The 21,276-nt window shown below is 64.6% G+C and carries 20 protein-coding genes; 10 read left to right on the forward strand and 10 right to left on the reverse strand.

Annotated features, from left to right (window positions below; genetic code table 11):
- Nucleotides 1–110: 110 nt before the first annotated feature.
- Complete coding sequence (locus X771_RS145770) at nt 111–1,121, reverse strand: NAD(P)-dependent alcohol dehydrogenase (RefSeq protein ID WP_023688978.1); 1,011 nt, start codon at nt 1,119–1,121, stop codon at nt 111–113.
- Between the two features lie 106 nt (nt 1,122–1,227).
- On the opposite strand from X771_RS145770, the gene X771_RS145765 reads away from it, so the two are divergent.
- Nucleotides 1,228–2,175, forward strand: coding sequence for a LysR family transcriptional regulator (locus tag X771_RS145765; protein ID WP_023688979.1), 948 nt, complete (start codon nt 1,228–1,230; stop codon nt 2,173–2,175).
- A 95-nt stretch (nt 2,176–2,270) separates the two neighbouring features.
- Entirely contained in the window at nt 2,271–2,771 is a 501-nt protein-coding gene (locus X771_RS145760; RefSeq protein WP_245262689.1) for a hypothetical protein, read from the forward strand.
- Between the two features lie 140 nt (nt 2,772–2,911).
- Here the strand turns inward: X771_RS145760 and X771_RS145755 are convergent, their stop codons facing one another.
- Genes X771_RS145755 through X771_RS145745 form a run of 3 tightly spaced genes read right to left on the reverse strand, consistent with a single transcriptional unit; the run spans nt 2,912 to nt 5,672 of the window.
- On the reverse strand, nt 2,912–3,802 hold the full coding sequence (locus X771_RS145755) for a ribokinase (protein ID WP_023688981.1): 891 nt from the start codon (nt 3,800–3,802) through the stop codon (nt 2,912–2,914).
- On the reverse strand, nt 3,799–4,674 hold the full coding sequence (locus X771_RS145750; protein ID WP_023672510.1) for a MurR/RpiR family transcriptional regulator: 876 nt from the start codon (nt 4,672–4,674) through the stop codon (nt 3,799–3,801). Before X771_RS145750 ends, X771_RS145755 begins: the two co-directional genes overlap by 4 nt.
- A complete protein-coding gene (locus tag X771_RS145745) occupies nt 4,671–5,672 on the reverse strand; it encodes a sugar phosphate isomerase/epimerase family protein (RefSeq protein ID WP_023672509.1) in 1,002 nt (333 codons plus the stop codon). The genes X771_RS145750 and X771_RS145745 overlap by 4 nt, the downstream gene beginning before the upstream one ends.
- Before the next feature lie 238 nt (nt 5,673–5,910).
- Here X771_RS145745 and X771_RS145740 point away from each other — a divergent pair, with 238 nt between their 5' ends.
- The 6 genes from X771_RS145740 to X771_RS145715 are packed head-to-tail and all read left to right on the forward strand — an operon-like array spanning nt 5,911 to nt 11,767.
- A complete protein-coding gene (locus X771_RS145740) occupies nt 5,911–6,513 on the forward strand; it encodes a CDP-alcohol phosphatidyltransferase family protein (protein WP_023688982.1) in 603 nt (200 codons plus the stop codon).
- A 38-nt stretch (nt 6,514–6,551) separates the two neighbouring features.
- A complete protein-coding gene (locus X771_RS145735) occupies nt 6,552–8,336 on the forward strand; it encodes a bifunctional alpha/beta hydrolase/class I SAM-dependent methyltransferase (protein WP_023688983.1) in 1,785 nt (594 codons plus the stop codon).
- A gap of 4 nt (nt 8,337–8,340) precedes the next feature.
- The gene (locus tag X771_RS145730; protein ID WP_023688984.1) at nt 8,341–9,681 is read left to right on the forward strand and encodes a phosphatase PAP2/dual specificity phosphatase family protein; all 1,341 of its coding nucleotides are present in this window, start codon (nt 8,341–8,343) and stop codon (nt 9,679–9,681) included.
- Between the two features lie 10 nt (nt 9,682–9,691).
- Complete coding sequence (locus X771_RS145725) at nt 9,692–10,126, forward strand: hypothetical protein (protein ID WP_023688985.1); 435 nt, start codon at nt 9,692–9,694, stop codon at nt 10,124–10,126.
- A 3-nt stretch (nt 10,127–10,129) separates the two neighbouring features.
- The gene (locus X771_RS145720) at nt 10,130–10,798 is read left to right on the forward strand and encodes a lysophospholipid acyltransferase family protein (RefSeq protein WP_023672504.1); all 669 of its coding nucleotides are present in this window, start codon (nt 10,130–10,132) and stop codon (nt 10,796–10,798) included.
- 39 nt (nt 10,799–10,837) lie between these two features.
- A complete protein-coding gene (locus X771_RS145715; RefSeq protein WP_031201228.1) occupies nt 10,838–11,767 on the forward strand; it encodes a phosphatidate cytidylyltransferase in 930 nt (309 codons plus the stop codon).
- Nucleotides 11,768–11,777: 10 nt separating this feature from the next.
- On the opposite strand, the gene X771_RS145710 is transcribed toward X771_RS145715, so the two are convergent.
- The 6 genes from X771_RS145710 to X771_RS145685 all read right to left on the reverse strand — a co-directional run bounded on the left by X771_RS145710 (nt 11,778) and on the right by X771_RS145685 (nt 18,672).
- Nucleotides 11,778–13,385: an FGGY-family carbohydrate kinase gene (locus X771_RS145710; RefSeq protein ID WP_023688987.1), complete on the reverse strand. Its 1,608-nt coding sequence runs from the start codon at nt 13,383–13,385 to the stop codon at nt 11,778–11,780.
- Between the two features lie 119 nt (nt 13,386–13,504).
- Complete coding sequence (locus X771_RS145705) at nt 13,505–14,233, reverse strand: SDR family oxidoreductase (protein ID WP_023688988.1); 729 nt, start codon at nt 14,231–14,233, stop codon at nt 13,505–13,507.
- Nucleotides 14,234–14,260: 27 nt separating this feature from the next.
- The gene (locus X771_RS145700; RefSeq protein WP_023688989.1) at nt 14,261–15,520 is read right to left on the reverse strand and encodes an ABC transporter permease; all 1,260 of its coding nucleotides are present in this window, start codon (nt 15,518–15,520) and stop codon (nt 14,261–14,263) included.
- Nucleotides 15,517–16,341 (reverse strand): ATP-binding cassette domain-containing protein, encoded by an 825-nt coding sequence (locus X771_RS145695; RefSeq protein ID WP_023688990.1) that lies wholly within the window; start codon nt 16,339–16,341, stop codon nt 15,517–15,519. The genes X771_RS145700 and X771_RS145695 overlap by 4 nt, the downstream gene beginning before the upstream one ends.
- Nucleotides 16,342–16,494: 153 nt before the next feature.
- Nucleotides 16,495–17,559: a sugar ABC transporter substrate-binding protein gene (locus X771_RS145690; RefSeq protein WP_023672498.1), complete on the reverse strand. Its 1,065-nt coding sequence runs from the start codon at nt 17,557–17,559 to the stop codon at nt 16,495–16,497.
- 228 nt (nt 17,560–17,787) lie between these two features.
- Nucleotides 17,788–18,672, reverse strand: coding sequence for an AraC family transcriptional regulator (locus X771_RS145685; RefSeq protein WP_023672497.1), 885 nt, complete (start codon nt 18,670–18,672; stop codon nt 17,788–17,790).
- Nucleotides 18,673–18,981: 309 nt separating this feature from the next.
- Between X771_RS145685 and X771_RS145680 the strand changes: the two genes are divergently transcribed.
- Together X771_RS145680 and X771_RS1000000169770 are read left to right on the forward strand one after the other, a co-directional pair.
- Nucleotides 18,982–20,043 carry a maleylacetate reductase gene (locus tag X771_RS145680; RefSeq protein WP_023688991.1) on the forward strand — a complete coding sequence of 354 codons (1,062 nt, stop codon included), beginning with the start codon at nt 18,982–18,984 and terminating at the stop codon, nt 20,041–20,043.
- 910 nt (nt 20,044–20,953) lie between these two features.
- The gene (locus X771_RS1000000169770) at nt 20,954–21,262 is read left to right on the forward strand and encodes a zinc ABC transporter substrate-binding protein (RefSeq protein WP_198025843.1); all 309 of its coding nucleotides are present in this window, start codon (nt 20,954–20,956) and stop codon (nt 21,260–21,262) included.
- Nucleotides 21,263–21,276 lie beyond the last annotated feature (14 nt).

The raw sequence follows: 21,276 nt of genomic DNA on the forward strand, positions 1-21,276 counted from the left end.
AAGCGATTCGTGTGTCATCGCAGTGTAGAATCACACCCGATTCCGCAGGGCAATACCTATCTTAGCGCCTATGCCCTCAAGGGGGGAGATTGGCAGCTCGCGCGCCTCGGTTACCAGTCGAGCTTGAACGCAAGCTTGCCGAAATGCTGCCCGCCTGCCGCCATGTGCGCGTAGGCTTCGGCCGCCTGCTCCTGGCTGAACACCTTGTCGACGACCGGGTCGATGCGGGCGGCGGCGATGGCGCGGACGGCGGCGCGAAGGTCAGATACCGACCCGGTGTTGTTGCCGACCACCTTCAGTGCCTTGATGATGATCGGCAGCAGGTCGACCGTGGCCTCGGCGCCGGTGACGAAACCGATGGTGAACAGCGTGCCGCCAGGCGCGGTGGCGTTGACGGCGCGGGCGAAGGTGGCGGTGCCGGCGGTCTCGACGACGAGGTCGGCGCCGAGGCCGCCGGTCAGTTCCAGCACCTTGCCGTCCCAGTCGGGCGTTGCGCGGTAGTTGATGAGATGATCGGCGCCGAGTGCCTTCGCCCGCTCCAGCTTCTCGTCCGACGAAGAAGTGATGATGACGGTTGCGCCGGCGGCTTTCGCCAGCTGAAGGGTGAAGATGGAGACGCCGCCGGTGCCGAGCAGCACGACGACCGAGCCCGGCCCGACATCGGCGGCGCGGACGGCGTTCCAGGCGGTGGTCGCGGCGATCGGCAGGGTCGACGCCGCCTCGAAGGAGAGACGAGCCGGTACCGGCACGAGCGAGTTGGCCGGCAGCGCGACATATTCGGCGAGCGACCCCGGCAGCGAAATTCCGCGCATCTGCGTCATCTCGTTAGGCCGGGGCGGACCGCCGATCCAGCGCGGCTTGGCATGGGCAACGACGCGATCGCCGACGGCGAAATCCGTAACGCCCTCCCCCAGCGCGACGATCTCGCCGGCGCCGTCGGCGACGGGAATGAGCGGAAAGCCGGGCACGCGATAATTGCCGCTGGCCACCGCCACATCGACGAAATTCAGGCTCGCGGCGCGCTGGCGGATCAGCACTTCGCCGCGCTGCGGTTCAGGCGTGGCAATGGTGGTGGCGCGAAAGGCGTCCAGCTTGGCGGCGGTCAGTTCGATGGCTTTCATGGCTCACGCATTCCTGTTTAAGGGGTCAATCGTCAGGATTGAGTGAAGCTATCTGCTGCGCTACAAGCAGATAATCTGGAATTTTTACATTTGAATCCTGTGCTTTATGCAGCAATCACACGACCCCGCCAGCCTTGCCGAAATGGCCGCCTTTGCGGCCATCACGGAAGCGCGCTCCTTCACCAAGGCAGCGTTGCGCGTCGGGCGCGACTCGACGGTTCTGTCACGCCGCCTGCAATCGCTGGAGGAGCGGCTCGGCGTGCGGCTGCTGCACCGGACCACCCGAAGCGTGTCGTTGACGGAGGCCGGAGCGGAGTTCCTGGTGCGTGTCCGCGCCATCCTCGCCTCGGTAGACGAAGCTGAGGCTGCTGCTTCCGCGCATGCCAGCGGGGCTCCGCGGGGCTTGCTGCGGCTGGCGATGCCGGGAACCTTTGGCCGTATGTGGATCGGGCCGCTGCTGCCGCAATTTCTAGCGACGTTCCCGGATGTCCGCATCGAGGCCGAGTTCTCCAACCGGTTCGTCGATCTCGTTGCAGAGAACTTCGATGTCGCCGTCCGTCTCGGCGCGCTGGAGGACTCGCGCCTGGTGGCGCGCAAGATCGCGACACGGCGGCGGTTGCTGTGCGCTGCTCCCTCCTACCTCGCCCGCCGGGGCACGCCGGAAGCGCCGGAAGCGCTCACAGAACACGCCTGCCTCGGCTTCTCCGGCTTCCAGACCTTTCCAACCTGGGAGATGACCGACAGTTCGGGACGCCGCGTCAACGTCGACGTCTCGGGGCCGATGGTGTGCGACGATGCCGAGGTGCTGGTCGAAGCCGCGGTGCAAGGCCTCGGCCTGATGATGAGCACCGACTGGCTTGTCGGACGCGAACTCGCCGACGGACGGCTGGTGCCGGTGCTGGCGGACTGGACGCTGGCCGACGAAGGCGCGGTCTATGTCGTCATGCCCTCGGCCAAGGGACAAGCCGCCAAGACACGCGCCTTCGCCGAGTGGATCGGCAAGCGCTTCGCGCCGGAGCCGCCCTGGACGTCGAGGCCGGTCTCAAAGGCTTGATCAATGGGGCGCGCCGGGGGCTAAGACGGCATATGCCGCTGTCACCAGGCCTTTTGTCCTGTATGATCTCGTTGAATGTAGCTTGGGAGGGGATCATGCAAAGTGCATTGGCGAAGTTCATGATGGCAGGTTCCGTTCTGGCCGCGCTGCAAGCCGCGCAGCCGGCTTTTGCCGCATCCTGCAACTGGAGCGCCAAGATGGAAGAAGACGAAGGCGGCAGCGTGCTGACGGCTTCGGTGTGCGGCGGACCGAAGGCCGATGCGCATCTGATGCTCGTCTGTTTCGACAAGCCGGTGCTGAGCTACGATCTGGGTGCGGCCGGCCAGCAGCTGGAACCCGGCATCAGCGCTTCCTTCACCTTCAAGGGCGGTGACAAGAGCGTGACCAAAAAGCTCGACCTCGAGGCCATGTATAATTACTTCACGGCTGAGCTGAGCAAAGACGATCCACTGCTCGGCCTGTTGCGCGGCAAGGGCGACGTCACGGTTACGGCCGACAAATATGGCGAGAACAGCTTTCCGCTGACGGGCTCGAGCGCTGCGATCGGTAAGGCGCTGGCGCAGTGCGGCAAAAGTTCGGCCGGCGACGCGGACTGAAGCTCCCTACTTTCGACCACGCAGCTTGGTCCCGCGCCTCCGTCAGGGCAAAGCCAAGCAGGTTCTCGCCGCGCCCGGTTTGCCGTTTCGCTCATCGACGAGGGCACGGGTTTGGAGGCGGCAATATGGGGCGCGAGTTTTCAACGCGAGCTGCGCTCTCCCTCCGGTGTCGCCACCAGCAAGGCGGCGGCGGCATTGGCCGTGGCAATCGCCGCTTCCATCTGATGGCCACGCGCAAGGCCTGCCGCGAAGGCGCCGACGAATTCGTCGCCGGCGCCATGGGTGCTGACGACCTTGACCGGGACGGCCGCCAGTGCGAAGGCCGCGCCGGTCCGGTCGCAATAGGCGACACCTTCGCCGCCGGCGGTGACGATCGCCGAGGGGTAGGTATCGATCAGCCGCCGCGCGGCTTCGGTTGCGCCGGCGAGCGTATCGACGACCGGAACGCCGGCCAAAAATTCCGCTTCGATGGCGTTGACGATGACGATGTCTATCAGCGCGGTCAATTCGGCCGACAGTGTTCGCGCCGGTGCGGCGTTGAGCACGACGCGGCCGCCGGATGCCTTCACCGCGCGCGCGGCAGCGATGTTTGCGGCGTCGGGCACTTCGTTTTGCAGCAACAGCACTGCCGTCTGTACCACCACCTCCCTTGCTGCCACGACGTCATCATCGTCCAGCGTGAGATTGCTGCCGGAGACGATCACCGCACCATAGTCGCCATCGCTGTCGAAGATCGCCACGCTCATGCCGGAGCCTGCGCCTGCCGCCACGCGCACGAAGCGGCGATCGACGCCGGCGCGATCTAGATTGGCCAGCAGCGCCGTGCCGAAATCGTCGTCGCCGACGGCGCCGATCATCGCCGCACGCACGCCGGCGCGTGCCGCCGAGACCGCCTGGTTGCCGCCCTTGCCACCGCATTTCGGCTGCCAGGCATGGCCGGTCACCGTCTCGCCCTTGCGTGGACGGTCGGGCGCGTCGACCATGATGTCGTAGTGCAGGCTGCCGAAGACGGTGACCAGCGGAACCGTCATGTGCCCCGGTCTTTTCGTTTCGAGGTGACGGCCGACATGGTGCGGCCGAGATTGCGCTCCGCCGCCTGATAGTCGCGCTGCGCCACCGCCACGAACAAAGCGTCGAGGATGTTGAGCTGCGCGATGCGCGCCGCCGCGTTTTCGCCCATCAGCGGCGAGCCTTGCGCGGTCGAGCACAGCACGATGTCGGCAATCTGGGCCAGCGGCGAGTTGTCGTAGTTGGTGATGGCCAGCGTGCGGGCGCCGCTCTTGCGGGCAAGATGGATGGCGTCGATGACGGCCGACGTGTTGCCGGAATGCGAGAAGCCGACGGCGATGTCGTCGGCGCCGAGGAGCGAGGCCGACATCAGCATCATGTGCGAGTCGTCATAGACAGACGCGCGGATGCCGATGCGTAGGAATTTGTGCGAGACGTCGCGGGCGATCTGGGCGGAGCCGCCGACGCCATAAAAATCGCGGTTCCTGGCGCGGTAGAGCAGATCGGCGGCACGGTCGAAATCGTCCATGTCGAGGATCGCGAGCGTCTCCTCCAGCGCCTGGATCGAGGTGCGGAACACTTTCTGCACGATCTCGGCCGAGCTGTCGTCGACCGACAGTTCCTGGTGCATCTCGGCGGTCGGGAGGCGGCTGTATTCATAGACGGCGGTGCGGAAGTCGCGGTAGCCGGAGAAGCCGAGTTTCTTGGCGATCTTGACCACCATCGCCTCCGACACGCCGGCCTCCTCGGCGATCTGCTTGAGCGGAATGGTCTCGTCGAAACCGCGCCGGCCGAAGACGGTTTCCACCACCTTGGCCTCAAGCGGGGTGAGATGCGGCATCATCATGCGGATGCGCGGCCCCACGGCTTTCAGATCGAGATTGCTCAACGTCATCCACGTCCCCTCGTCTCCGGCCCGAGCATGGCTTCCTGGACGATAGCCTGCGACGTCACGGCGTCCTGGCTGGCCATCGCGGCGGACAGGCGGTTATCCTTCTCCAGCCGGTCGACAACGCGCAGCAGGCGCTTGACGGTGGCGATGTTGACTTCGCATTCGCGCACCGGATCGAGCCCGGTCATGTCGGGGAAAGTGTCGAAGTAGATGGCGCCGGCGTAGCCGTCGCGACGGATCTGGCACAGCAGTTCGATGGTCTGCAGCGTGTGCACCGCGCCGACCATCAGGCCGTCGTCGCGCTTGGCATAGCCATCGTTGAGATGGACGCCGAGCAGCTTGCTGTGGCGAGCGATCAGCGCCGCGGCGAAGGCCGGCTGTTCGTCGGCATAGAGCACATGGGCGAAATCGAGCGTGACGCCGAGATTGGGTAGGCCGACCTCGCGGATCGCCAGCAAGGTGGTCGCCGCATCCGGCATCAGCGAGTAGGAGCGCGGTTCGTTAGGCTTGTACTCCAGGCTGATCTGGCAGCCGGGATCATGCGCGGCAACTTCACGAATCCCCTCGATTTCGTGCTGCCAGAGCGTCGCATAGTCAGTTTGAAATGCATAGTCGAAGCCATCCTGGCCCAGCCACAGCGTCATCAGACTGGCGCCGGCCGCGCGCACCGCATCGATACCGGCCTTGGTCAAGTCGATGGCTTCGCGGCGCACCGCCGGGTCCGGATTGGTGAAGGCGCCGAGCTTGAAGGCCGGATTGGAGTAGTAACGCATGGCAAAGCCATTGATGGAAAGCCCGAAATCGCCGAGCTTTCGGGCGATTTCAGCCGGCTTTTCACTGACATGATCGGGGAAATTAAGATCAAGATCGGTCAACCCGTCGACCTTGGCCGCGCGAGTGGCCATCTGCAGCATGGACGGCTTGCCGGTGAGATCAGGCCATTCGGCTTGCGGCCGCGAGGCGAAGGAATTCAGGCGGGTGGCGAAGCGACTGTTTGTCATGATCGACCTTTCAGTGATTTACTTCACATAAATACGAGTATTTGTAAAGTTATCATTTGCGAGGCGGTTTGTAGCGCGCAACATCCTGCTTGGCCGAGATCTTCGGCTGCGCCTCTGCATCCATGCCGGGAGTTTCGAGTCCCGCAACGGTGCGGATGCTGGTGCGAGCCCTTGCGCCCTGCCTGCCGATTGACCAATCTGGCCGACACTGTCATGAGCCGCGGTTGGGGGATCGCACATGCCAACGCTTTATCAACTGAAACCGGCCTTTCAGGCCAGGCTGCGGCCGTTGGCCGACCGGCTGGCCGATGCCGGCGTCACCGCCAACCAGATCACGCTTCTCGCCGCAGCACTGTCCATCGCCACAGGCCTGGTGGTCACTGCCTTTGCCTTCCGTCCCCTGGTGTTCCTGTTGATGCCGGTGGTGCTGTTTGTGCGCATGGCGCTCAACGCCATTGACGGGATGCTGGCCAGGGAACATGGACAAGCATCAAAACTCGGCATGTATCTCAACGAACTCTGCGACGTCGTCTCGGACCTGGCGCTGATCCTGGCCTTTGCCACCTTGTTCCCGGCCTGGGGTGTCGTCGCCTTCGCTATTACCGCCATGCTGGTCGAGTTCGCCGGCGTGCTTGGCGTTGCCGCAGGCAGCGGGCGCAACTATGCCGGGCCGTTCGGCAAGAGCGACCGGGCCCTGGCGCTCGGCGTCATCGCCTTCCTCATCGCCTGCGGCCTGTGGTTCCAAGCGATTGTGCCCTTTGTGTTTCCGGTCATGGCTACACTGTCAGTCGTAACCGCCATCAACCGGATACGCGGCGGCCTTAGAGCGGGCGGCGCATGATGCCAAAGCGTCAGGCGCCCGACCGCCAGAGGGAAACCATGATCCACCAGACCATTGCAGCCGGAGCACCGGCAAGCCTCGAGCGCATCGCGCTGGAGCGCACGTTCAAGAGCCATGACGGCACCGAGATCTTCTACCGCTACTGGCCGGCCGCCGGGTCGACGCCAAAGGGTGCGATCCTTCTGTTCCATCGCGGCCACGAGCATGGCGGCCGCATGGCGCATCTGGTCGACGAACTCGCCATGCCCGACCATGCCTTCTACGCCTGGGACGTGCGCGGCAATGGCCGCTCGGCCGGCGAGCGCGGCTATGCGCCATCCTTTGCCGCCCTGGTTCGTGACATCGACTGCCTGGTGCGTGAGATCGGCCGGGATGGTTTTGGCCAGCGCGACATCGCGCTGATCGCGCAGTCGTTCGGCGCCGTGCTGGCTGCTGCCTGGGTGCATGACTATGCGCCCGACATCCGCGCGCTGGTGGTGGCTTCACCGGCCTTTTCGGTCAAGCTCTACGTGCCCTTCGCCAAAGAGGGCATTGCGCTGTGGCAGAAGCTCAAGGGCCGCTTCTTCGTCAATTCCTACGTCAAGGCGAAGTTCCTGACGCATGATGCCGAGCGCATCGCTTCCTTCGACGCCGATCCGCTGATCACGCGACCGATCGCCTCCAACATCCTGGTCGAGCTTTACGACCACGCTGCCCGCATCGTCTCGGACGCGCGCGCCATCACCGTGCCGACGCAGCTCTTGATCTCCGGCAGCGATTGGGTGGTGCGGCATGGACCGCAGCACGAGTTCTTCGTCAATCTCGGCAGCAGCGCCAAGGAGCGGCATGTGCTGCCCGGCTTCTTCCACGACACGCTGGGCGAGCGCGATCGCAAGCAGGCGCTGGACCTGATCCGGCCATTCCTCGAAAAGCAATTTGCCACGCCGGAGAAAACCATCTACTTGCTTCAGGCCGACCGCGCCGGCTACACCCGCGACGAGGCCGAGAGGCTGGCCTCGCCGCTGGCGCTGCTGTCGCCAAAGGGTATCTACTGGGCGATAAGCCGCGCCTCGATCGGCATCGGCGCCTGGCTGTCTTCGGGCATGAAGATTGGCATCGCCACCGGCTTCGATTCCGGCTCGACGCTCGACTATGTCTACGAGAACGACGCGCGCGGCATCGGCTTCATCGGCCGCATGATCGACCGCACCTTCCTCGACGCCATCGGCTGGCGCGGCATCCGCCAGCGCAAGCTGCATCTGGAAGAGCTGATCGGCAACGCCGCCGCCAGCCTGAAGGCAGCCGGCCGTCCCGTCCACATGCTCGACATCGCCGCCGGTCACGGCCGCTATGTGCTCGATGCCGTCGCCAAATGCACTGAACCACCAGCAAGCGTGCGGCTGCAGGATTATTCCGAGCTCAATGTCGGGTTGGGTTCGAAGCTGATCGCCGAGCGGCGTCTGCCGACCAGCGTCAGCTTCCACCAGGCCGACGCCTTCGATGCCGACATGCTGGCCGGGCAAAAGCCGGCGCCGGACCTCGCCATCGTCTCCGGGCTTTACGAATTGTTCGCCGACAACACGATGATTTCCCGCTCGCTCGGCGGGCTGGCCAGCGCCATGCAGTCCGGCAGCCTGCTCGTCTACACCAACCAGCCATGGCATCCGCAGCTGGAGATGATCGCGCGCAGCCTGACCTCGCATCGCGGCGGCCAGGCCTGGGTGATGCGGCGGCGCACGCAGGGCGAGATGGACCAGTTGGTGACGGCTGCCGGTTTCGAAAAGATCGACCAGCGCATCGACCAATGGGGCATCTTCACCGTCTCGGTCGCACGGCGCGTCTGAGACCATGGCCCTGCCTGTCACTGACCCTGCCCCGGCGCGGGAACCCTATTTGGGCATCGTGCTGAGGGCCGCCCTTTGGCTGGCGCTGCTGGCGCCGTTCTTCTATTCGACCTATGGCTTTGCCAACTGGCTGGCGTCGCGGCGCGACCATGTCGGCAGCATCATGTTTGCCTGGGAACACGCCATCCCTTTCGTCGCCTGGACGATCGTGCCCTATTGGTCGATCAATCTGTTCTACGGCCTATCGCTGCTGCTCAACACGACCAGGCGCGGTGTCAACCGGCTCGCCGGCCGTTATCTCTCGGCGCAGATCATTGCCGTCGCCTGCTTCATCGCGTTCCCGCTGACGGCGACATTCGTGCGGCCGGAAACCACCGGCCTGCCGGGTTTCCTGTTTGCAGTGCTCGGTGGTTTCGACAAGCCGTTCAACCAGGCGCCATCCCTGCACATCGCACTCCTGGTGATCATCTGGGACCATTGGCGTCACGTTCTGGCACGTCACCGTCTCGGCGGCATTCTCCGCCCGGTCTGGCACGTCTGGTGTTTTCTCATCGGCGCCTCGGTGCTGACGACCTGGCAGCATCATTTCATCGACATTCCGACCGGCGCCCTGCTCGGCCTGTTTGCGCTGTGGCTGTTTCCGTCCAAGGGCGAGCTGCCATTCTGGGGTTTTCGGTTGACCGCCGACCCAAGGGCGCGGCGGCTGGCGGGTTATTACGGGCTGGGGGCGGCCCTTGCCCTGGCCGGCGCTGCCGAGGGCGCGTTGGTCTCCGCCGATTTTCTCATCCTGTTGTGGCCGGCATTGGCGCTGGCCATCGTCGCCTTCGGCTATGCTGGGGCCGGCGCCAAAGTGTTCCAGAAGGCAGCCGATGGTAGCGTCTCACTGGCCAACCGTATCCTGCTCCTGCCCTACCGGCTTGGCGCCCGGATCAATGTGTGGGTATGGACCCGCCAACTGGCGCCGCAAGCGGAGATCACCGACGGTGTTTTCCTCGGCCGGTTTCCGAGTGCCGACGAGGCCAACCGCTTCGGCACAGTGATCGACCTTGCCGGCGAGATGGAACGGCCGCGCGGCGTGACCTGCCGCTGGATCAGCTACGCGATGCTCGACCTCGTGGCGCCGCCTCACGACAGGCTGGAGCGAGCGGTGGCGGCGATCGAGCTGGCGCGCCGGCGCGGCACCGTCCTGGTCTGCTGCGCGCTCGGCTTCCAGCGCAGTGCGGCCATCGTCGCCGACTGGCTGGTGGTGACGGGGCGCTCGTACACAGCTGCACAGGCGCGCAAGAAACTCGCCGCGTCGGGCAGGCCCGTGCATCTTCAGATCGGGCTGGAAGAACCGACATGAGTTGGCCGGCATGAGTGGCGAGAATTTTCCCGAGAACGCCGAAATATTCGCCGCCGGACTGATGGTGCAGGCGGTGTGGCCGATCCTGCTCGTGGTGGCGGCTGTGATGGCAGCGCCGGTCATCGGCCTGGTGGCCGGGCCGCAGACGACAGCGCTGTCCGCGGCGGCCTGGCTGGTCACGGCGGCGAGCGCCGTGGCCACGCTGGCTCTTTCGGCCTTGCTTTTGTTCGATGCGCTGCTGTTCCGGCTGATGGCAAGCCACGCCAGCGAGGCCGCCGGGGGTGCCGCGGTCGACGATGTGCTGGCGCGCATGCGCCTGAAATCCACCACTGCCGGCGGCCGCTCGCTCGACCATCGCATGGCAGGCACGCGCCGCCTGCTGACAAGGCAGCGCATGGCGCTCGCCATGTTTGCTGCGGCATCCCTTTTCGCAGCATTTGTTTGAGCCATGACAAAACTTCACCTGCGCGCCAACACCTTCACCTTGCTGCAGACGGTGACGTCGGTCGGCCTGTCGGCGGCGGCCTGGGTGGTAACCGGCGTCAGACCAATCTGGAACGGCAGCCAGCCGTCGGAGCGGCAGCGCATCTACTTCGCCAACCATGCCAGCCATGGTGATTTCATCCTGCTGTCGGCTTGTCTGAGCGAGAAGGTGCGCGCCCGCACCCATGCGATCGCGGCGGCCGAATATTGGGGCAAGTCGCGGCTGCGCCGCTTCATCGCGCAGGACATGCTGTCGTCCGTGCTCATCCACCGGCAGTGGACCGACGAAACGCAACACCCGATCTCGATCATGCTGTCGGTGCTCGACGACGGCCACTCGCTGATCCTGTTTCCCGAAGGCACTCGCAACACGACGGAGGCGGATCTGCTGCCGTTCCGCTCCGGCCTCTACAATCTGTCGATGGCGCGGCCGGATGTCGAACTCATCCCGTGCTGGATCGAGAACATGTCGCGCGTGCTGCCCAAGGGCCAGTTCCTACCGGTGCCGCTTTTGTGCCGCGTCGTCTTTGGTCCGCCGGTGGCGATCGCGCCCGGCGAAGAACGCCGCACCTTCCTCGAGCGCGCGCGCCAGACGCTGCTGTCGCTCAACCCGCGTCCCGATCGGGACCACTAGCATGACCAGGCAAAGAGACTTCGTATGACACTGCCGCCAATGCATGAAACCGTCATCCTGCTGGCCGGCCTGATCTGCGTGCTCACCATGGCGAGCATCGTTGCCGGTATCCTCTCATGGCGGGCGCCGAAGCCGCTGCCCTCGACGCTCGTCAACTTGAACCAGCGCATCAACGCCTGGTGGGTGATGGTGCTGGCGATCACCGTCGCCTTCTTCTTCGGCCGCACCGGCATGACCATCCTGTTTGCGCTGATCTCGTTTGCCGCGCTGCGCGAGTTCGTGACGCTGACGCACAGCCGGCGCAGCGACCACTGGGTGCTGCTCGGCATGTTCGGCATCATCATTCCCTTCCAGTACTGGCTGGTGTGGACCGCCTGGTACGGGCTGTTCACCATCTTCATCCCCGTCTACTGCTTCCTCTTGATGCCGGCGATCACCGCGCTCAACGGCGACACCGAGCGCTTCCTCGAGCGCGTGTCCGCGCAGCAATGGGCGGTCATGATCTCGGTCTACTGCGTCAGCCATGTGCCGGCGCTGCTGACGCTCAACGTGCCCGGTTTCGAGGGCCGCAACCTCCTGCTCATCGCCTTCCTGATCATCACCGTGCAAGGCAGCGACGTGCTGCAATACATTTTCGGCAAGCTGTTCGGCCGGCATTTTTTGTCGCCGTCCGTTTCGCCATCAAAGACTTGGGAAGGGCTGATCGGCGGGCTGGTGTCATCGAGCCTGCTCGGCGCGCTGCTGTCGTTCCTGACGCCGTTCTCGCCGCTCGCGGCGGCAGGCGTCGCCTTCATCGCCTGCCTGATGGGGTTCCTCGGCGGGCTGGTGGCGTCGGCGATCAAGCGCGACCAGGGCGTCAAGGACTGGGGTCACCTGATCGAGGGTCACGGCGGCATGATGGACCGCGCCGACAGCCTGGTCTTCGCCGCACCGGTGTTCTTCCACATCGTCCGCTATTTCTGGACGTGAGCTAAGCCGTTCAATCGCGGATGGCGCGGCCTGCCTGCTGCAGCAATTCGAAGGCGGCGAAGCGCTTGTCGTGCCAGGGCACGAGGTCGCCACCGGCCGGGCGATAGATGTCGCCGATGCGCGACATGCCGGTCATCGCCGCGATCACATCGGGAAATTTTTGCGCCGCCACCGCAGCCAATATGGCTGAGCCGAGCAGCACCGGTTCGGGCGAGGTCGAACCGGCGACGGTCAGGCCTGTGGTGTCGGCCAAAAGCTGACGTACCAGCTCGCTTTGCGCCGCACCGCCGCTGACGACGATAGTGTCGATGGCAATGCCTTTTTTGGCCATCGCCGCCAGGATCTGGCGAACGCCGTAGCCGATGCCCAGCAGGCCGGCGACATAGAGCGCGACCAGACTGTCGAGGGACGTGTCCATGCCAAGCCCGGCGATCAGGGCCTTGGACTCGGGATCGGCGAAGGGCGAGCGGTTGCCGAGGAATTCCGGCACGACATGCAGTCCATCGGCCAGGTGCGCTACTGCGGACAGGTCGGCGGACTGTTTCGCCGCCTGCTGACCAAGCCAAGCGGTCAGGCCGAGACCTTCCGCCTTGGCTTTTGCGGATGCCTCAGCCGTGGCCGGATGGAAAGCGACGAGGTGGTCGATTGCAGCACCCGCCGCCGATTGCCCGCCTTCATTGAGCCAAAGCCCCGGCACCATCGAGGAAAAATACGGACCCCAGACGCCGGGCACGAAGGCCGGCTCGCTGGTGCTGGCCATGGTGCAGGCCGAAGTGCCGAACACATAGGCCATGCGCGACTGCAAGGTGCCGACGGAGCCCTGCCCGCCAACCGTGCCGACTCCCCCGGCATGGGCATCGATCAGTCCGGCAGCAACCGGCGTTCCCGGCAGCAGGCCGAGATCGGCCGCGGCGGCCTCAGTCAGGCCTTGGGCAAGTGCCGTGCCGCCTTCGACGATTTCGGTGCCGATGCGGGCAAAGCCTTCATCGGCGAGCGCGCCGAGGCCGACGGCACGGAAATAGGCGTCGTCCCAGCGCCGCTCATGACCGAGATAGGTCCATTTGCAGGTCAGCGTGCAGATCGAGCGCGCCAGGCTGCCGGTTGAGCGCCAGGTCAGATAGTCCGTCAGGTCGAAGAAATGCTCGGCCGCATCGAAGGTGGCGGGCAGGTTCTCGCGCAGCCACAGCAGCTTCGGCGTTTCCATTTCCGGCGAGATGGTGCCGCCGACATAGTCGAGCACGGCGTGCTTGCCGGCATTGATGCGCTGCGCCTGGTCGAGCGCGCGGTGATCCATCCAGACGATGATGTTGCGCTGGCTGTCGCCGGAACTGCCGGCCGGCAACGGCGCGCCATCCTGGCCGACCACGACCAGCGAACAGGTGGCGTCGAAGCCAATGCCGGCAATGTCGCGCCCGGCAAGCCCCGACTCCGTCACCGCCTCGCGCACGCTGGCGCAAACCGCGCGCCAGATGTCCTCGCTCGACTGTTCGGCGATTTCGCCGGGCTCGATGAACAGAGCGATGTCGCGCTTCGCCGAGGCAAGCATGGTGCCCTTGCTGTCGAACACCCCCGCCCTGGCACTGCCAGTGCCGACGTCGATGCCGAGGAAGTGGGACATGGGAAACCTCAGAAGTTAGGCAGTAGGCAGTAGGCGAGATGGTCGGCAGTGAATGGTCAGTTGCAAGAGCCTCTCCCCATTCCCTGCTGCCTAACGCCTAAGGCCTAACGCCTACTGCCTCACAAATCATTGCTCTGCGGCAGGATCACCAGATCCCTGATGGTGACGTTCCTTGGCCGCGTCAGCATGAACAGCACGGCTTCGGCGACCTCGACCGGCTGAATCAGGCCGCCCTTGGCCAGTTCATCCTCGAGCTTGTCCTTCGGCCAATCGCTGATCAGCGCTGTCACCACCGGCCCCGGCTGCACCGCGCCGACGCGCAGGCCGTGCGGGGCGACCTGGCGGCGCACCGTATGGACGAAGGCCTGCACGGCGTGTTTCGACGCTGTGTAGATCGGCTCCCAGACCACGGGCACCAGTCCGGCGATCGAAGACGTGACGATGATGTCGCCGGTCTTGCGTTCGACCATATGCGGCAGCACGGCGTGGATGGAACGAAAGACCGCATTGATGTTGAGGTTCAGCATGCGGTCCCAGGCATCCGGGTCGCCTTCGAGCACCGGGCCGCCGACATAGGCGCCGGCATTGGCGTGGAAGATATCGAGCTGGCCTGCCTTGTCCAGGATTTGCGGCATCATCGTCGCGACGCTGGCCGGCTTCATCAGATCGATCACCAGCGGGATCGCGTTGGGACCGAGTTCGGTGCAGACGCTTTTCAGCGCGTCTTCGGCGCGATCGACGAGCACAACGCGAACGCCGGCGGCAATCAGCGCTCTCGCGCATTCCAGGCCTATGCCCGACGCGGCGCCGGTGATCGCCGCGACTTTTCCACTCAAATCCTGAGCCATTCTTCTATCCTCGTATTCTCTGTTGGTTCAGGCTCGGCCGTGGGAAACCCGCGAGCGGCGTGCCAGGGAGTCGACGATGACCGCAATTGCCAGAACGGCGCCGGTGATCATGTAGCGAAGCGACGATGACAGATCGAGCAAGGTCAGCCCGCTGGCGATCGACTGGATGACGATGATGCCGAGCAGCGCGGAATAGGCGCTGCCACGGCCGCCAAACAGGCTGGTGCCGCCTATGACCGCCGCCGCAATGGCGTTGAGGTTGACGTCGCCGGTGCCGGCCTGCTGGCTGGCGGAGGCCAGCCGCGCCGCCGACAGGACGCCGCCGAGGGCGGCAAACATCGAGCACATGACGAAGGCGCTGAGGTAGATCGAGCGCACCTTGATGCCGGCCCGGCGCGCCGCTTCGCGGTTGCCGCCGACGGCGGTCATCGAGCGGCCCCATTGGGTGCGGGTCAGCGCATAGTTCATCGCCACCACCAGGCCGACGAACAGGCCGAACATCCACGGTATGCCGCGCGCCTGGTTGAGATAACCGACGATCAGTTCTAGCAGGATGGTCAGGGCGGCGACGCGCACGATGAGGCCGCCGACAGACGGCGCCGACAAATTGACGGCCCGGCGGCGGCTGACGGTGCGCAGGCCGGTGATCAGCATGACGATGCCGGGCAATGCCGCCAGTGCATAGGACAGCCAGTCCGGCATGACCAGCAACTGGCCGAAATTCACCAGGTTCGAGCCATAGGGCAGATTGATCGAGCCGGTGGAGCCCAGAATATACAGCTGCAGGCCCAGCACGGCGAGCAAGCCGGCCAGCGTCGAGACGAAACTCGGCATGCCGAGCCGGTTGAACAGCAAGGCATAGAGCGCGCCGATGAAACCGCCGACGGCAATCGCGGCGAGGATGGCGAGCGCCACCGGCCAGCCCTGGTTGACCCACAGCGTGCCCACCATGGCCGAGGCAAAGCCGCTGATCGAGCCGACCGACAGGTCGATCTCGCCGACCATCAGCACGAAGACTATGCCGAGCGCGATGACGCCGACGGTCGAGCAGTCGAACAACAGATTAACGAGGTTGCTTGACGAAACGAACACCGGGTTGAGCGCGGTGAACACGCTCCAGATGATGACCAGGCCGACGATGACCGGCAACGAGCCGAGGTCGCCGGAGCGGACGCGGTCGAAGAAGGCGCTGATGGCGCCACCGACGCCGGCCTGGTGCTTGACGCGGACGTCGCTGCGGTCGAGCGCCGTCGACGAAGAGGTGTCCTGCTTGGGCTCCGCGCTCATGGCCGCTGCTCCTGGTTGTGCGCTTGTTCGGCGGCCTTGCGCCGTTCGGCGCGGCGCGACACTGCATTGTTGGCGGCGCCGGTGATGGCGCTGACCAGTTCCTGGTTCGAGGCGTCGGGTTCGAAGACGCCGTTGTTGCGGCCGAGCCTGAGCACGACGATGCGGTCGGCGACGGCGCGCACGTCCTCCATATTGTGACTGATCATCAGCACGCCGAGCCCACGCTCGCGCACCCGGTCGATGAGGTTCAGCACTTCCGCCGTCTGGGCGACGCCAAGAGCGGCGGTCGGCTCGTCGAGCAGGATGACCTTGGGGTCGAGCAGCAGCGAGCGGGCGATCGCCACGGTCTGGCGCTGGCCGCCGGACAGCGAGGCGACCGCCTCGCGGACGCTTGGAATACGCGCCGACAATTCGTTGAGCAGCGTCCAGGCGCGAATTTCCATCGCCACCTCGTCCAGCCGCAGCGGGTTGATCTCCTTGCCTAGAAAGATGTTGGCGACGACGTCGAGGTTTTCGCACAGTGCGAGATCCTGGAAGACGGTGGCGATGCCGAGCGTCAGCGCGGCACTCGGGTCAGGCATGGTCACCTGCCTGCCGCGGAAATTGATGGTGCCCGAGCTCGGCTGGTGGACGCCGGCCAGAATCTTGACCAGCGTCGACTTGCCGGCGCCATTGTCGCCGACCAGCGCCACCACCTCGCCGGCATGGACATCGAGATCGATATCGGTGAGCGCCGAAACGGCGCCGAAATTCTTCGAGATGCCGCGCAGGCTGAGCACCAGCTCGCCTGCCGAAACCGGTCCGTCAGAGATGTCAGACATGGTGGCAAACCTTTCCGGATGGGCGGTCAAGAGTGACTGCGAACTTCCGGCCGCCGCAAGGGCGGCCGGAAAGCAGGATCAGGATTCTAGGTCATCCTTTTATGCATGTCGTTATCCCAAAACCGCTGCGCACTTTTGGGGCGACCTGCATTGTCACTTTGTGATGCCGAGCTTCTTGCAGCCTTCGGCATAGCGGTCGACGCAAAGCTCTTCGGCGGTGTTGATCTTCTTGTCGATGATCTCGGCCTTGAGGTTTTCCTGCGTCACCACCGCCGGCGTGAACAGCTGCGACGGGGTGTCGTAGAGGGTCATTTCGGCCTTCGGCGTCTCGCCCGACAGAAGCTGGACGGCGACGTTGGCTGCAGCCGCCGCAACGATCTCGCTCGGCTTGGAGATGGTGTTGTACTGGTCGCCGGCGATGATCAGCTGCAGGGCGGCGATGGTCGCATCGTTGCCGGTCACCGGCGGCACCGGATCGACACCGGCGGCCTTGAAGGCGGCGATGGCGCCACCACCGGTGCCGTCATTGGCCGCAACGACGCCGACGATCTGCGTGGAGAAGCGGGTGATCTGGCCGCTTGCCCATTGCTGCGCCTTCGGCGGCGCCCATTCCGGCGTGTCGTATTCGGCAAGGATCTTGTAGCCGCTGTTGTCGAGGCTGGAATGGATGCCCTTCTTGATCAGCCCGGCGGCCGCGTCGGTCGGCGATCCGTTGATCTGCAGCAGGCCGCCGCTGGCGGGGTCGACCTTCAGCGCCTTGAGGTGTTCGACGAGCGAGTCGGCAATGGCCTTGCCGATGCCTTCATTGTTGAACGAGACGTAGAAGTCGGCAGGTGCGGTCGGGATCGGGCGATCATACGCGATGACCTTGACGCCCTGGCTCTGCGCCAGCTTGACCAGCGAGGCGGCGGCGGTCGAGTCGACAGGGTCAAGCACGATCGCCTTGGCGCCCTGCGAGATTACCGAGTTGAACTGCTGCTGCTGGCGCGAGGCGTCGGCATCGGCGTTCTGGTAGATCACCTTGCAGCCGGGGCAGAGTTTTTTCATCTCGGCGACGAAGCCGGGATAGTCGTGCTGCTCGTAGCGCGTCGAGGCCTGGTCGGGCATCAAGAAGGCGACCGTGGCGTCGGTAACCGGGGCGGCAAAGGCAGCGGTGCCGCCAAGAAGAGACAGAGTGAGCGCAATGGCTCCCGTCGATTTCCAGGCAAATCTGGTCATTTTGATAGCTCCGTTTCAAGGAATGGTTTCATGAAGCCCTGGACACCACATGGCGCCGGGCCTTGACTGCAGTCGGCTGTTGCGAGGAACAACGGAGCACTTGATCCGTGCTGCGCATCCCCTTGATATCCCTGGATTTCGGGACAAGCGATCTCCAGCACGGGGCGCCTCCAACGCACCCCGCGTTCTTACCTCAGTAAATGTCTAGGCTCCTCCCGGTCCTCCCTGTTAGGCGGCAATCTCCGCGCTGATGTTTTCCGCCAGCAGGGCCCTGAAGCGCGAAGGCGACATGCCTTTCTGGGTCAGGAACTGGCGGTTGAAATTCGAGATGTTGTTGTAGCCGGCGGCATAGCAGATCTCGGTGATCGGCATGTCGGCCTCGCTCATCAGCAGTTGGCAGGCGAGGTTGATGCGCAACCGGTTGACATACTGCACCAGCGCCATGCCGGTATGGCGGCGGAAGCTGCGCGAAAACGCGCTCGGGCTGCGGCCGGCGATCGCCGCCAGATCGCTTTCGCTGAACGGCTCGGTCAGGTTGGCGTTGATATAGGCAAGCGCCTTGTTGACGCCGGCCGACATGAAGCCTGAGGGATCTGGCAGATAGCTGGCGCTGGTGAGCGTCCGCACATCGGCGGCGCGGCTCAGAATATCGATCAGCTCCATGAACAAAGCGATGCGGCGAACGCCTTGCGCTTCGACCAGTTCGGCCAGCACAGGTGCGGCGAGCTTGGCGGTAGCGGTGGAGAACAGCGCGCCGCGGCGGCTGAGCTCGAGAATGTTTTCACAACCGGCAAGTTCCGGCAACGCGGCGGTGGCGTCGGCAATGAACTCTTGCGAGAACTGCACGACGCGGCCGCGCAGCGGCACGCTGGCGCCTGCCGGCACGTCGCTGACCCAGTTGTGCGGCAGGTTCGGGCCGGTGAGCACGAGATTGCCGGGCTCGAACTCGCCGATGAAGTCACCGACGAAATAATGGCCCGTGGTGGCGACGACGTGATGGATTTCGTATTCGGGGTGGAAGTGCCAGCGCACCGTGTGGAAGGGGTAGCCGTGGGCCCAGGCCTTGAACGACTCGCCGCGTCTGATCTGGACGACTTCCAAGTCCGGATTCATGTCAGTTCCTCCCGGCGCCGGTCCGGTCATGCGACCAGTTGCAGTGCCATCTCCCGCAGGCCGCGTTTGCCGCTCTCTGCAGTGATCGAAGCTTAGGCGGCAATTCATGCAGCCGCCACCACGGTGTGTCCACCTCACTGATACTTTTTTGACGTTTTTGTGGTCAAGGCGATACGTTTGCGAGTACGCGGGAGAGATCAGGCCCCGCTTGCGAGACGGTGACGACGCAAACGATGTCGCCGGCGGCGAGAGCTGGTCGCTCGATTTCGGCTCCGTCACAGTGATAATATGCAAAGGGAGCGGATCGGCATGACAAGGACGTTCACCTACTCCGGCAGCCCTGCGCATATTGTCTTCGGCAATGGCGCGTCGTCCGAGGTGGGCACCTGGATCGAAAAACTCGGCTGCAATCGCGCGCTGGTGCTGTCGACGCCGCATCGGGCTGCCGACGGCGAGGCGCTTGCCAAATCCCTCGGCGCGCTGGCGGCCGGCACCTTTTCGGGCGCCGCCATGCACACGCCGGTCGAGGTAACCCAAACGGCAATGGCCAAGGCAACCGAGGTCAAGGCTGACTGCGTTGTCGCGCTTGGCGGCGGCTCGACCACCGGTCTCGGCAAGGCGATCGCCTGGCGCACCGACCTGCCGCAGATCGTCATCCCGACCACCTATGCCGGCTCGGAGGTGACGCCGATCCTCGGTCAGACCGAGAACGGCGAAAAAACCACAATGCGTGACGCAAGGATCCTGCCGGAAGTGGTGATCTACGATCCAGAGCTGACCGTCGGCCTGCCGATAGCGATGAGCGTCGCGTCAGGACTCAACGCCGTGGCGCACGCGGCCGAAGCGCTTTACGCGCAGGATCGCCATCCGATTTCCACCCTGATGGCGAAAGAAGGATTGCGCGCCATAAAGGCGGCGCTGCCGGTGTTGACCAAGGAGCCTGGAAATATCGATGCACGCGGCGATGCGCTTTACGGCGCCTGGCTGTGCGGTACGGTGCTCGGCGCCGTCGGCATGGCGCTGCATCACAAGATCTGTCACACGCTGGGCGGCTCTTTCGACATGCCGCATGCCGAGACCCATGCGGTGATGTTGCCGCACACGATCGGCTTCAACGCCGTCGCGGTGCCCGACTTGTTGAAGCCGGTCGCCGACTTGTTTGGCGGCAGCGCCGGTAGCGGTCTCCACGATTTCGCCAAGGCGGTCGGCGCGCCCCTTACATTGAAAGAACTCGGCCTCAAGCAGGCCGATCTCGACCGCGCCGCCGAGATTGCGACCAGGAACCCATACTGGAATCCGCGGCCTTTCGACCGCGCCGCAATCCGCGCCCTGTTGCAGCACGCGTGGGAGGGAAGGCGTCCGCAAAACTGACGGCAACAAGCAAGGAACTTACCCGCCGCGAATTCATCAGGATACCGCCACGACCGGTGTGCTCGCGGCGGCCTCGCGGTGCCGGCGATCGCCTGCCCTTTCGCATATAGCCGACAGGCATGAGTGGCTCCGCCTGATCGGCGCAGGCCGCTCACGCTTTTGTGCGCGTGAAAAACTGCGCGGCTCGAAAAGCCCATTGACATCAGCCGTATTTTCGACGCAAACGTTATATTGTTACTGTTATACAGTTACACAGCCCGCCTCTCCGGCGACATACATTTCAGACTGCAAGGAGACCACGGATGCGTCGCATTCCCTTTCTCGCCGCGCTGCTCGTCGCTGTGCCGCTTTTGACCGGCACGGCTGTCGGCGCCGAAGACAAGCTGACCATCGTGGCGGCCGAGAATTTCTATGGCGACCTTGCCCGCCAGATCGGCGGCAGCAACGTCACCGTCACCAGCATCCTGGCCAATCCCGATGACGATCCGCATCTGTTCGAGACCAGCCCGTCGACGGCGCGCACTATCGCCGACGCCAAGATCGTCATCTACAACGGCGCCGATTACGATCCGTGGATGGACAAGCTGCTGTCGGCCTCGACAGCCAAGGATCGCACGACCATCGTCGCCGCCGACCTGATCGGCAAGAAGTCGGGCGACAACCCGCATCTGTGGTACGACCCGGCGACGCTGCCGGCCATCGCCAAGGCGCTGAGCGCCGACCTTGTCAAGCGCGATCCGGCCAATGCGGTGCACTACGAGGCGAACCTGAAGGCATTCCAGACCTCGCTCGAGGCCATTGACAAGGAAATCGCCGACGTCAAGAACACCTATGCCGGCACCGAGGTGACGGCTACCGAGCCGGTCTTCGGCNGAGTTCAGACGTGTGCTCTTCCGATCTCTTCGGCTACATGGCGGAAGCGCTCGGTCTCAAGATGCTGAACTACGATTTCCAGGTGGCCTTGATGAACGATGCGGAGCCGAGCGCCACGCAGGTGGCGGCGTTCGAAAACAGCCTGAAGGACGGCTCGGCCAAGATCCTGTTCTACAATTCGCAGGTGACCGACGGGGCAACGACAAGGCTGCTCGACATCGCCAGGCAGAACAAGGTCACGATCATCGGCGTCACCGAGACGGAACCGGCGGGCCAGACGATCCAGACCTGGTTCCGCGGCCAGATCGACGCGGTCCAGAAGGCGCTCGCCGCCCGCACACAATGAACGTGACCTGCGAA

The organism is Mesorhizobium sp. LSJC269B00, from assembly GCF_000502815.1.
Classification (GTDB): domain Bacteria; phylum Pseudomonadota; class Alphaproteobacteria; order Rhizobiales; family Rhizobiaceae; genus Mesorhizobium.